Origin of the sequence: Micromonospora sp. WMMD961 (genome assembly GCF_029626145.1) — a bacterium.
Classification (GTDB): Bacteria; Actinomycetota; Actinomycetes; order Mycobacteriales; family Micromonosporaceae; genus Micromonospora.
In genome coordinates this window covers 3,968,657-3,980,317 of the sequence record NZ_JARUBJ010000002.1, presented here as the reverse complement: position 1 = coordinate 3,980,317, position 11,661 = coordinate 3,968,657, and the positions used below count along the sequence as shown (strand labels likewise).

General features: G+C 72.4%; 11 protein-coding genes and 1 riboswitch. Of the genes, 6 read left to right on the top strand and 5 right to left on the bottom strand.

Features of this window, described 5'->3' with window-relative positions:
- Nucleotides 1–26 precede the first annotated feature (26 nt).
- The 5 genes from O7614_RS18150 to O7614_RS18130 all read left to right on the top strand — a co-directional run bounded on the left by O7614_RS18150 (nt 27) and on the right by O7614_RS18130 (nt 5,051).
- A complete protein-coding gene (locus O7614_RS18150) occupies nt 27–1,238 on the top strand; it encodes a cytochrome P450 (RefSeq protein ID WP_278139644.1) in 1,212 nt (403 codons plus the stop codon).
- Nucleotides 1,239–1,245: 7 nt separating this feature from the next.
- The gene (locus O7614_RS18145; RefSeq protein ID WP_278139643.1) at nt 1,246–2,235 is read left to right on the top strand and encodes an alpha/beta hydrolase; all 990 of its coding nucleotides are present in this window, start codon (nt 1,246–1,248) and stop codon (nt 2,233–2,235) included.
- Between the two features lie 46 nt (nt 2,236–2,281).
- Complete coding sequence (locus tag O7614_RS18140) at nt 2,282–3,391, top strand: alpha-hydroxy acid oxidase (protein ID WP_278142297.1); 1,110 nt, start codon at nt 2,282–2,284, stop codon at nt 3,389–3,391.
- 3 nt (nt 3,392–3,394) lie between these two features.
- Nucleotides 3,395–4,723, top strand: coding sequence for a PLP-dependent aminotransferase family protein (locus O7614_RS18135; RefSeq protein ID WP_278139642.1), 1,329 nt, complete (start codon nt 3,395–3,397; stop codon nt 4,721–4,723).
- Between the two features lie 67 nt (nt 4,724–4,790).
- Entirely contained in the window at nt 4,791–5,051 is a 261-nt protein-coding gene (locus tag O7614_RS18130) for a hypothetical protein (RefSeq protein ID WP_278142296.1), read from the top strand.
- Between the two features lie 101 nt (nt 5,052–5,152).
- On the opposite strand, the gene O7614_RS18125 is transcribed toward O7614_RS18130, so the two are convergent.
- From O7614_RS18125 to O7614_RS18105, 5 genes are all read right to left on the bottom strand, one after another.
- Nucleotides 5,153–6,589, bottom strand: a complete 1,437-nt coding sequence (locus O7614_RS18125; protein ID WP_278139641.1) for a glycine hydroxymethyltransferase — start codon at nt 6,587–6,589, stop codon at nt 5,153–5,155.
- A 19-nt stretch (nt 6,590–6,608) separates the two neighbouring features.
- A riboswitch (ZMP/ZTP riboswitch) is annotated at nt 6,609–6,698 on the bottom strand.
- A gap of 108 nt (nt 6,699–6,806) precedes the next feature.
- Complete coding sequence (locus O7614_RS18120; RefSeq protein ID WP_332367447.1) at nt 6,807–7,307, bottom strand: hemerythrin domain-containing protein; 501 nt, start codon at nt 7,305–7,307, stop codon at nt 6,807–6,809.
- Nucleotides 7,308–7,387: 80 nt separating this feature from the next.
- On the bottom strand, nt 7,388–8,257 hold the full coding sequence (locus O7614_RS18115) for an NAD(P)H-hydrate dehydratase (protein WP_278139640.1): 870 nt from the start codon (nt 8,255–8,257) through the stop codon (nt 7,388–7,390).
- Nucleotides 8,241–8,972 carry a histidine phosphatase family protein gene (locus O7614_RS18110; RefSeq protein WP_278139639.1) on the bottom strand — a complete coding sequence of 244 codons (732 nt, stop codon included), beginning with the start codon at nt 8,970–8,972 and terminating at the stop codon, nt 8,241–8,243. The genes O7614_RS18115 and O7614_RS18110 overlap by 17 nt, the downstream gene beginning before the upstream one ends.
- 43 nt (nt 8,973–9,015) lie before the next feature.
- Entirely contained in the window at nt 9,016–10,578 is a 1,563-nt protein-coding gene (locus tag O7614_RS18105; protein ID WP_278139638.1) for a glycosyltransferase family 39 protein, read from the bottom strand.
- Nucleotides 10,579–10,766: 188 nt separating this feature from the next.
- On the opposite strand from O7614_RS18105, the gene O7614_RS18100 reads away from it, so the two are divergent.
- On the top strand, nt 10,767–11,657 hold the full coding sequence (locus O7614_RS18100; RefSeq protein ID WP_278139637.1) for a glycosyltransferase: 891 nt from the start codon (nt 10,767–10,769) through the stop codon (nt 11,655–11,657).
- Nucleotides 11,658–11,661 lie beyond the last annotated feature (4 nt).

The following is an 11,661-nucleotide window of genomic DNA, read 5'->3' as shown; positions in this document are numbered from 1 at the left end:
TCGACATCCTGGGGAGGAGATGCGTCGTGACGGTGCAGGAATTGCTCACCGGCCTGTACAGCGAAGAGGGCCGACAGGATCCCTATCCGTGGTATGCCGGGCTGCACCGGCTCGGCCCGGTCAGCGCGGTGCCGCCCCGCGCCGAGCACAAGACGGTGGCGGCGGTGGCGGTCGGCTACGACGTGATCGACGAGGTGTTACGCGACCCGGAGTGGACCAAGCAGCCGCCGCCGGGCTGGCAGGAACAGGAGATCCTGCGCACCTTCCAGACCTCGATGATGTTCGTGAACCCACCCGACCACACCCGAATGCGGCACGTGTTCTCCCGCACCTTCACCCCGCGTCGGCTGGGCGCGCTGGAACCGGTGATCCTGCGGGTCGTCGACGATCTGCTGGACCGGATGGCCGACGCCGGCGACGGCGTGGTGGACTTCGTGGCGGATTTCGCGTACCCGATCCCGGCGCTGGTGATGGCCGAGTTCATCGGCATCCCGGCGGGGGATCTGGCCTGGTACCGCGAGCGGGTGGACTGGATCGACGAGTTCCTCGACGTCGCCGGGAAGACGCCGCAGCGGCTGGCCGCCGCCAACACCGCGGCGCAGGAGCTGCGGGCGTTCTACCGGGAGCTGCTGGCGCACCGCCGCAGGGTGCCCGGGGACGACCTGCTCAGCGGCCTGGTGGAGGCCGTCGACTCGGGTGAGGTGGAGCTGACCGAGGACGAGTTGATCAGCAATCTGATCGTGCTGTTCAACGCCAGCTTCGTCACCACCGTCTACATGTTCAGCAACGGCCTGCCGCTGCTGCTGGCCCACCCGGAGACGGTCGCCGCGCTGCCCACCGACGACACGCTGACCCAGGGCTGCGTCGACGAGGTGCTGCGGTTGGCCAGCCCGGTGCACTTCCTGGCCCGGGCCGCGCCGAGCGACACCGAACTGGGCGGTGTGCCGGTCGCCCGGGACGACAACGTGCTGATCATCATCGGGGCGGCCAACCGGGACCCCGCACGCTTCCCGGATCCGGACGTCTTCGACCCGACCCGACCCGGCCCGCCGTCGCTGGCCTTCGGGGTGGGGCTGCACTTCTGCCTCGGCGCGGCGGTGTCCCGGTTGGAGGGACGGCTCGCGCTGCCCCGACTGTTCGCCCGTTTCCCGAGGCTGACCGTCACCGAGACGCCCACGTACAGCGGCAGTCTGTTCCTGCGCGGCATCGACAAGCTGCTCGTCAGCACCGGCGGATAGGAGCGACATGACCCCGCACCCGGAGGTGGCGGCGTACCGGTCGGCCCGCGCCGCGGCCGGCACCCCGCCGCTGTACACGCAGACCCTTGCCGAGGCCCGCGCCGCGGACCTGGCCGCGATCCGCGCCGGCACCGGCGCGGTCGAGCCGGTGTCCGAGGTACGCGACGAGCGCATCGCCGGCCCGGCCGGTGAGCTGCCCCTGCGGGTGTACCGGCCGACCGGGTCGGGTCCACTACCCACCCTGCTGTACTTCTTCGGCGGCGGCTGGACGCTCGGCAGCATCGACACCGCCGACGGCATCTGCCGGCGACTGGCCAACGCCGTGCCGTGTCAGGTGATCACAGTCGGCTACCGGCTCGCCCCGGAGCACCCCTTCCCGGCGGCGGTGCACGACTGCCACGCGGCCACCCGCTGGGTCGCCGAGCACGCCGGCCGGCTCGGCGTGGACCGGGACCGGCTGGCGGTGGGCGGGGACAGCGCCGGCGGGAACCTGGCCGCCGCTGTCACCCTGCTCTGCCGCACCGACGGGCCGTCCCTCGCCGCGCAACTGCTGGTCTACCCGAACACCGACCAGACCGGCGAGCCGGCCGGCCCCACCGAGGACGACGATCCGACGCTGTTCAACAGCCGGTCGGTGGCCTGGTACCGGACGCACTACCTGGCCGACCCGGCACACGCCGGGGACCCGCTCGCGTCGCCGCTGCTCGCCGACGACCTGACCGGTCTGCCCCCGGCGTTGGTGGTCACCGCCGAGGTGGACCCGCTCTGCGCACAGGGGCAGCGGTACGCGCAGCGGCTGGACGCCGCCGGTGTGCCCACCCGGCTGGCGCACTACCCGGGGATGATCCACGGTTTCTTCGCCATGCCGGGTGTCTTCACCGACGGCCGGCGGGCGCAGGCGGGCGCGGCGGCGTTCCTGCGGGAACGGTTCGGGCTGCCGCCCGAGCGCGACGAGCTGCCGCAGGCTCCGACCGGCGCGGCGGTTCCCGGTGACTGAGCCGCTGCTCACCGACGTGGCGGCCGGTGAGCCGCTGCCGACCGACGTGGCGGCCAATGAGCCGCTGCCGATCGACCCGGCGGCCGTGTCGCTCGCCGACTACGCCGAGTGGGCCCGGACGGTGTTACCGCAGGACGTCTGGGACTACGTCGACGGCGGCAGCGCCACCGAGGTGACCCTCGCGGCCAACCGGGTCGCCCTGGACCGGGTCGCCGTGCTGCCCCGGGTGCTGCGTGGGGTGCACACCGTCGACCTGCGCACCCGGCTGCTCGGCCGCCCGTACGCCATGCCGGTCGGGGTGGCGCCGATGGCGTACCAGCGGCTGGTGCACCCGGACGGGGAGCTGGGCCTCGCCTCGGCGGCCCGCGCGGCCGGGATTCCCTACCTGGCGAGCACGCTGGGCAGCACACCCGTCGAACAGGTCACCGCCACCGGCGCGGACGTCTGGTTCCAGCTCTACTGGCTGCGCGACCGGGCCCTCGTCCGCGACCTGCTGGCCCGGGTCGTGGCAGCCGGTTGCCGGGCGTTGGTGGTCACCGTGGACGTCCCGGTGCTCGGCCGGCGCCCCCGCGACCTGCGCAACGCGTTCCGGCTGCCGCCCGACGTGGTGGCCGCCAACCTGCCCGACGGTCGCGACGCCCTGGCGCACTCCGGTGCCCCCGGAGTGTCCGCGATCGCCACGCACACCGCCTCCTCGTTCGCGCCGGCACTGCGCTGGACGGACCTGGCCTGGCTGCGCGAGCAGGTCGACCTGCCGCTGGTGGTCAAGGGGGTGCTGGATCCGCGGGACGCGGTGGAGGCGGTCCGGGTCGGCGCGGACGCGGTGGTGGTGTCCAACCACGGCGGCCGGCAACTCGACGGCTCCCCGGCCAGCGTCACCATGTTGCCGGAGGTCGTCGACGCGGTCGGTGACGACTGTCAGGTGCTGCTGGACAGCGGCATCCGCGGTGGCACCGACGTGCTGCGGGCGCTCGCGCTGGGCGCCGCCGGGGTGCTGCTCGGCCGGCCGCTGCTCTGGGCGCTGGCCGCCGGTGGCGAACGCGGCGCACGGGACGCGTTGGCGCTGCTCGCCGCCGAGCTGACCGACGCGCTCACCCTGGCCGGCTGCGCCGACCCGGCGGCGGCGGCCGAGCTGCGCACGCTCGGTGCGGGCTGAGCGGTGACCGCCACCGAACCGGTCGACCTGACCGTCGCCGACCTGCACCCTGCGCTGGGCGACCCGGCGCTGACCTCGATGAACTTCCTCAACGAGGTGTCCGAGCGCTATCCGGCGGCGGTGTCGCTGGCGGCCGGGCGACCGTACGAGGAGTTCTTCGACGTCGCGGCGGTGCACCGGCACCTGGACACGTTCCACCGGCACCTCACCGACGACCTGGGTCACCCGCCCGAGCAGGCCCGGCGGCTGCTGCTGCAGTACGGCCGGACCAAGGGCATCGTGCACCACCTGGTTGCCCGCAACCTCGCGGTGGACGAGGGGATCACCGTCGACCCGGAGGCCGTCGTGGTGACGGTCGGCTGCCAGGAGGCGATGTTCCTGGTGCTGCGGGCGCTGCGGACCGGCCCGGCGGACGTGCTGCTCGCGGTCGCCCCGACCTACGTCGGGCTGACCGGGGCGGCCCGACTGGTGGACCTGCCGGTGTGGCCGGTGGCCGGTGGCCCGTCCGGCGTGGACCCGGCCGACCTGGCGGCCCAGGCGCGCCGGGCCCGGGCGGCGGGGCTGCGGCCGCGCGCCTGTTACCTGATGCCGGACTTCGCCAACCCGTCCGGGGTCAGCATCTCCGCGGAGGACCGGCGGCGGTTGCTCACCGTGGCCGCCGAGGAGGACCTGCTGCTGCTGGAGGACAACCCGTACGGGCTGTTCCACAGCGACGACGGGCCGCGCCTGCCCACCCTCAAGGCGTTGGACACCGAGCGGCGGGTCGTCTACCTCGGTTCGTTCGCGAAGACCGTCCTGCCGGGCGCCCGGGTCGGTTACGTGGTCGCCGACCAGCGGGTGGCCGGCCCGGACGGCCGGGTCGGCCCGCTCGCGGACCAGCTCGCCATGATCAAGAGCATGGTCACCGTGAACACGTCACCGATCGCGCAGGCGGTGATCGGTGGCCGGCTGCTGGAGAACGGGTGCAGCCTGGTGGCGGCGAACACCCGGGAGCGCTGCGCGTACACCCGGAATCTGCGCCACCTGGTGACCGGGCTGCGCCGACGGTTCCCGGCCGGGACGGACGGGCCGGCGGCGGTGCGCTGGACGGTGCCGGCCGGCGGGTTCTTCGTGGTGGTGACGGTGCCGTTCCCGGTCGACGACGCGCTGCTGGACCGCTCGGCGCGCGACTACGGGGTGCTGTGGACGCCGATGGCGCACTTCTACGACGACACCGCGCCGGTGTGCGCGCTGCGGCTGTCGGTCAGCGCGGTGACGCCGCCGCAGATCGACGTCGGGCTGGATCGCCTCGCGGCGCTGATCACCGACGAGCTGGACCGTCGGGCGGGTTGACACACCGCGTTCATCGGATGGCAATGCGCGACGACCCGCGTACCGCTGTCCTGGGTGGACGGTCATAATAGGCCGCATGGTTGCCTGGGAGTACGCCCTGCTCGTCCGCCGCTATCAGGGACAGGGCCGCAATTTCCATGTCTCGTTCGTCTGGTACGCGCCGGACGGGTCCCGTAAGGACATCACCGCCTTCGGGGACACCGCCATCGCGCACCTCAACCGGGCCGGCCGGGAGGGGTGGGAGCTCGTCTCCGCCGCCGAAGACGTCAACAACGTCCAGGGCAGCACCGAGGTCCACCGCTACCACCTGAAGCGCCCGATGGCCTGACGGTCGCACCCCCGCGTCGATCATGGAGTTGTGGTGGTGGGCGAAGGCCGCGCACCAGCCCGGACCGGGCACCACAACTCCATGATCGACGGGAGTGGCGGCTAGGCCAGGTCGATGCCGGGGTAGAGCGGGTGCGGGGCCAGCAGGTCGGTGGCCTGGCGGGCGACCTTGTCAGCCAGCGCCGGGTCGAGGGTGTACTTCGCCTTCGACGGGGTGCCGTCGGCGTTGGCGCCGGCGGTGGTCTGCGTGAGCACGGTGTGGATCAGCTCCGCGGTCTGGTCCATCTCGGCGGTGCCCAGCCCCCGGGTGGTCAGCGCCGGGGTGCCGATCCGGATGCCGGACGTGTACCACGCCCCGTTCGGGTCCTGCGGGACCGAGTTGCGGTTGGTGACGATGCCGGAATCCAGCAGCGCCTGCTCGGCCTGCCGGCCGGTCAGCCCGTAGCCGGACACGTCGATCAGCACGAGGTGGTTGTCGGTGCCGCCGGTGACCAGCTTCGCGCCCCGGCGCAACAGCCCCTCCGCGAGCGCCTGCGCGTTGTCCACGATCCGCTGGGCGTAGTCGGCGAAGTCGGGGCGGCGGGCCTCCGCCAGGGCGACCGCCTTGGCCGCCATCACGTGCGGCAGCGGACCGCCGAGCACCATCGGGCAGCCCCGGTCCACCTGGTCGGCCAGCTCCGGCTGGCAGAGCACCATGCCACCGCGAGGACCGCGCAGCGACTTGTGGGTGGTGGTCGTGACGATGTGCGCGTGCGGCACCGGGTCGAAGTCGCCGGTGAACACCTTGCCGGCCACCAGGCCGGCGAAGTGCGCCATGTCGACCATGAAGGTCGCGCCGACCGAGTCGGCGATCTCCCGCAGGATCCGGAAGTTCACCTTCCGCGGGTACGCCGAGTAGCCACCGACCAGGATCAGCGGCTTGAACTCGCGGGCCGCCTCTGCCACCCGGTCGTAGTCGATCAGGCCGGTCGCCGGGTCCGTGCCGTAACTGCGCTGGTCGAACATCTTGCCCGAGATGTTCGGCCGGAAGCCGTGCGTGAGGTGACCGCCCGCGTCCAACGACATGCCGAGCATCCGCTGGTTGCCCAGCTCGCGGCGCAGCGCGAACCAGTCGGCCTCGGTGAGGTCGTTGACCTGCCGGACCTGCGCCTTCTTCAGCGCGGGGGACTCCACCCGGTCGGCCAACACCGCCCAGAACGCGACCAGGTTGGCGTCGATGCCCGAGTGCGGCTGCACGTACGCGTGCGCCGCGCCGAACAGCTCCCGGGCGTGCTCGGCGGCGAGCGCCTCGACGGTGTCCACGTTCTGGCAACCGGCGTAGAAGCGACGGCCGACGGTGCCCTCGGCGTACTTGTCGCTGAACCAGTTGCCCATGGCCAGCAGGGTCGCCGGGGAGGCGTAGTTCTCGCTGGCGATGAGCTTCAGCGACTCCCGCTGGTCGGTCAGCTCGGCGCCGATGGCGTCGGCCACCCGTGGCTCGACGGCCCGGATCACCTCGAGGGCGCTTCGGAATGCGGTGGACTCGGCGTTGCGCGACATACGACCTCCAACAGGCGTGCGGGAAGGCCCAGGCGCTCGGCAAACGTCCTCGTGACGGGGCCGCTCCCCGATGGTTCTCCATCCCCACGCGCCAGTAACGGCCCGGGCCGATCCTACCGGGCCAGCCGGGGCCGTCCCGGGCGACCTCCGCGACGCCACCCACCGAGGTACGCCGAAGGCCCGGCTCGACGCCGGGCCCTCGGTGCGTGTGCGTGGCTCAGGCGGTCATCGCGTCCATCGCCTTCTTGATCGCCTTCGGCTCGGTGGGGGTACGCGGGGCGTCCGCTCGCAGCGCGATCATCTTCTCGCCGATCTCCTGGAGCTGCTTACGCCCCAGCGCGTCGCGGACCTTCGGGAACCACTCCTCCTCTTCCTCCTCGACGTGGTGGGTGACGTTCTCGATGAGGACGGTGGTCTTGGCGTTGAAGCGCTCGTCGGAGGCGTCCATGCTGGCCAGCTCGGCGCAGAGCACGTCGGCGACGTGGTGCTCCTCGTACGACTCGAGGATGTCGTCCTCCAGGTCGGGCAGCAGCCGGCGGACCTCCGGGTACATCACCTCGTTCTCGAGGTAGGTGTGCACGGTGAGGGCTTCGAGGATCTGGTTCACCAGCTTCTGCCGCTTGCTCGCCGGCCCCTCCTCGGCATCCTGGAAGGCCTTGAACAGTCGGCGCATTTCCTTGTGGTCCTCTTTGAGCAGGACGATCGCATCGGTCGACACGGGCATGACCTCCCTGGATCTCGGCTGGTGTGATTCCGGTACCCAGCAGGTCAAATACGGAAACGGCCGATATCGGCTGATCAGACCATGGACAGCGTGCCGGGGATCTCGTCGAGCAGTTCCCGGGCGAGGAAGCCGATCCGGCCGTACCGGGGGATCAGCCGTTGACCGCTCACCGCGTGCGCGAACGACCCCCAGCAGGCGGCCTGCGCCGGATCCGCCCCCCGGGACAGCAGCCCCGCCAACAACCCGGCGAGCACGTCGCCGCTGCCGGAGGTGCCCAGCCCGGCGTCACCGCTCTCCTCCCGCCAACCCCGCCCGTCCGGGGCGGCCACGTGCCCGTACAGCGACACGACCGCCTCGTAGCGGGCGGCCAGCTCGGCCGCCTCGGCGTCCAGGTCGTCGCCCGGGTCCCGCCCGAGCAGGTGCCCCGCCTCGGTGACGTTGGGCGTGAGGACGACGGGCCGGCCCGAGCCGACCAGCAGGTCCGGCGCGTGGCTCAGCGCGCCGAGCGCGTACGCGTCGAGCACCAGCGACGTTTCCGGGCGGGCCGCGTCCAGGACCAGGCTCAGCAGGCGGTTGGTCTCGTCGATCGCCTTCAGCCCGGGGCCGATGGCCACCACGTCGGCCCGGGCGACCAGCTCACCGAGCTGACCGTCCCGATCGGCGGCGACCGCGCCGTCAACGGTCTCCGGCAACCCGACCACGAGCGCCTCGGGCACCTGGATGCTCAGCGTGGCGGCGGTGGACTCGGCGGCGGCGAGCTGGAGCACCCCGGCACCGGCGCGCAGCGCGGCCACCCCGGCGAGGAGCACCGCGCCGGGGGTGAAGCGGGAGCCGCCGACGACCAGGACGGTGCCGCGGCTCTCCTTGCCCCCGGCCGGCACCGGCAGCGCCCAGTCCCGCAGCAGCCCCGGCGTGATCACCTTCACCTCAGACCGGCTCGGCATGGATCTCGTCCTCCCTGGTCGGCTGTGCGCCCTGTCGGTGCAGGTGGCCGACCTCGTTGAACCCGCCCAGCGTCAGCCGACCCTGCGCGTCGGCGGACCAGTCGGTGATGGAGCAGTTGGCGATCACATGCTCACGGGTCAGCGCCATCAGGTCCGCCTCGGTCAGCCCCTCCACCAGATAGCGCAGCAGAAAGACCAGCGCGTCGTGACCGAAGAGCAGGACACGCTGACCCTCGTGGTCCCGGCGCAGGTCGCCGAGGAGGGTCCGCAGCCGCAGCGCCACGTCGGTCCAGGACTCGCCGCCCGGTGGCCGGTAGTAGAACTTGCCGAGCCGCGCCCGGCGCTCCGCCTCGTCCGGATACCGACGACGCACCCCGTGCCCGGTCAGGCCGTCGAGGATGCCCAGCTCCCGGTCGCGCAGCCGCTCGTCCCGGCTGACCGGCACCCCCGTGCCGTGCAGCGCCAGCTCGGAGGTCGCGACCGCGCGCAGGTACGGCGAGACCACCGCCACGTCCGGACGGCGGTCCGGGGGCAGCTCGGCCAGCCAACGGCCGGTGGCCCGGGCCTGCTCCGCACCGGTGGGGGAGAGCGGCACGTCGGCGTCGCGGTGACTGAGCCCGATCAGCTCCTCGCCGGACGCCTCGGCATGGGTGGCCGCCACGTTCGCGGTGCTCTCACCGTGTCTGATGATCCAGAGCGTCGCCAGTTCCGCCATGCCGACCCCCTACCCGGGCGCCGACGGCGGTAACCGTGCTCGCTCAGCCCCGCCGTTGCAGCAGCGCGACGGTCAGCCCGGTCACGTGGGTCACCCGGACCACGTCATAGCGCTCGGTGAGCGCCGCGGCCTGCTTCTTCGACAGTCCGCTCAGCGGCGCGTCGGTGATCGTCGGCAGCAGCACCCAGATCCGCGGCTCGTCCCGCAGACACTTCGCCGGGTTGGCGCAGTCCGTGGCGAACAGCTCGTTGCTCTTGGCTGCCGATCGCTGCTGGAAGACGTTGCGCGGCGAGACGTCCGCCGGGAGGTAGTAACGCACCCCGGGTCCGTGCATCCACCACCAGGGGCCGCCTGCGGCGAGGCCGTCGCCGGGCTGGTAACCCGCCTCGATGACCCGGGCGGCCTGTGAGTAGGAGAACGGCTCGAACGCCCGGGCCTGCGGATAGGTGTACCAGCTGTGCGAGTACTCGCCGCGCATGGCGAGCTGCCCCGGCACGGACAGGGCGGCGACCACGACGAGCGCCACCGCGACCAGCGGGGGACGACGCAGCGCGGCGAGCCCCGCGCCGGCGAGCACCGCCCAGGCCGGCATCAGGAACAGCAGGTACTTGGAGAAGAAGTAGTTGATGTCGCCGGTGGCGGCCACCAGGATCACCGGTACCGGCAGCGCGGCGATCAGCACCGCGCTCAGCGTCCGGGTCAGCGTGTCGCGGCGCAGGTGGGTCAGCAGACCCACCACGGCCAGCGCGGTCACCGCGACGGCGATCAACGTCGAGCCGTAGACCTGCTCCCAGACCGTCCAGGGTGAGCTGTCCGGGATCCAGCTGATCTGTCGGCCCGCCTGCTTCATCCCGCGCAGGATCACCGGCGCGGCGATGCCCGCCCCGGCGGCGGTGGCGATCGTGAACCAGGCCAGCGACCACCAGCGGCGCTCCCGCCAGCAGTGGATCAGGACGGCCACCCCGTGCCCGAGCAGCATGGTCAGCGCGACGACGTTCACCAGGCCGGTGCCGGCCACCGCGAGCGCGTACGCCGCCCACCGCAGGACCCCCGGCCGGTCCAGCGCGCGGAGCAGGAACAGCGTGGCGGCGGCGGCGCCGAGGACGACGAACGCGTACGAACGGGTCTCCTGCCCGAATCGGGTGACAGTGGGCAGCAGGGCGAAGACGAACCCCGCGGCGACACCCGTCCGGTGGTCGAACAGCCGCCGTCCGGCCAGCGCCACGCACGCGGTGGCCAGGACCATCGCCAGCGCCGACGGCAGGCGCACCGCGGCCGGCCCGGTGCCGAACAACATCGTCCAGCCGTGCATGAAGAGGTAGTAGGCCCCGTGCACCGCGTCGACGTTCGCCAGCATGCCCAGGATCTGCCGGGTGGAACGGGTCGCCACGTCGATGGTGACCAACTCGTCGTGCCACATCTCCGGACTGCCGAGTCGCCAGCCGACCGCGAGCGCGGCGAACGCCGTCGGCCAGAACCAGACGCTCAGCGCCAACTGGCGGGCGAGCCGCCGAGGCCGAGGGGTGGGCACGATGGCCGACGGGGGCGGGCCCCCGGCGTTGGTCTGCGCGGGCTGCGCGTCCGTGGCGACGGCGCGGTCTGACATCGGCGTCCGATCCGGGGGGCGGGCGGTACGGGGCGCGACGATGATAGCGCTCGCCCGCGTCGGCGTCGGACCGTCGTCGGTGTGGTCGCGGTGTCCGGTTCGGCGGTGCTCGATCGTGCGTGGGAGCCTGATAATGTGGCCGCGCCTGTCGAGCACCACCACCACGCACAGTTAGGTTTGCCGACCTGATGATTGTCGACATCATGCTGCCGTACTACGGAAGTGTGCCTCTCATGCAGGCGGCGGTGCGCAGCGTGATGGCGCAGAGTGACCCCGGTTGGCGCCTCACCGTGGTCGACGACGGCACCGAGCCGGGGGTGCCCGAGTGGTTCGCCGGCATCGACGACGAGCGGGTCCGCTACCAGCGCAACGAGCGCAACCTCGGGGTCACCGGCAACTACCGCAAGTGCGTCGGCCTCGCCGAGCACGAGTACCTGGTGATGATGGGCACTGACGACATCATGCACCCCAACTACGTCGCCACCGTCCGATCGGTGATCGAGCAGTACCCGGGCGTCTGCATGATCCAGCCGGGCGTCGAGGTCATCGACGCCGACGGCACCGTGGTCAACACCATGGTCGACGAGGCCAAGCGGCGGCTCTACGCCCCCCGGGTCGACTCCCGCGAGCTGATGGGGGGTGAGGACCTGGCGGCCAGCCTGCTGCGCGGCTGCTGGTTCTACTTCCCGTCGATCTGTTGGCGCACGGACGCGCTCAAGGCCGTCGACTTCCGCGACGAGTTCCAGGTCATCCAGGACCTGGCCCTGGTGATCGACCTGGTCCAGCGGGGCGAGCAGATGGCCGTCGACAGCACCCTCTGCTTCCAGTACCGGCGGCACGCGGTCAGCAAGTCCGCCGCCGACGCGGTCAACGGCTCCCGGTTCACCGAGGCGCGGGCGTACTTCGTCGATGTCGCGCGGCGGATGGACGAGCACGGCTGGCCCCGGGCGGCGCGGGCGGCCCGCCACTACACCTCGTCGCGGCTGCACGCCATCACCCTCCTGCCGACGGCGGTCCTCTCGGGCAAGATGGCCGGCGTACGCAGCCTGTCCCGGCACGCGTTCGGGCCGGGCCGATGACCCA

Coding starts and splice junctions, on each gene's coding strand:
- O7614_RS18145 (WP_278139643.1), top strand. CDS start 1,246: ATGACCCCGCACCCGGAGGTGGCGGCGTACCGGTCGGCCCGCGCCGCG.
- O7614_RS18125 (WP_278139641.1), bottom strand. CDS start 6,589: ATGTCGCGCAACGCCGAGTCCACCGCATTCCGAAGCGCCCTCGAGGTG.
- O7614_RS18115 (WP_278139640.1), bottom strand. CDS start 8,257: ATGCCGAGCCGGTCTGAGGTGAAGGTGATCACGCCGGGGCTGCTGCGG.
- O7614_RS18110 (WP_278139639.1), bottom strand. CDS start 8,972: ATGGCGGAACTGGCGACGCTCTGGATCATCAGACACGGTGAGAGCACC.
- O7614_RS18105 (WP_278139638.1), bottom strand. CDS start 10,578: ATGTCAGACCGCGCCGTCGCCACGGACGCGCAGCCCGCGCAGACCAAC.
- O7614_RS18100 (WP_278139637.1), top strand. CDS start 10,767: ATGATTGTCGACATCATGCTGCCGTACTACGGAAGTGTGCCTCTCATG.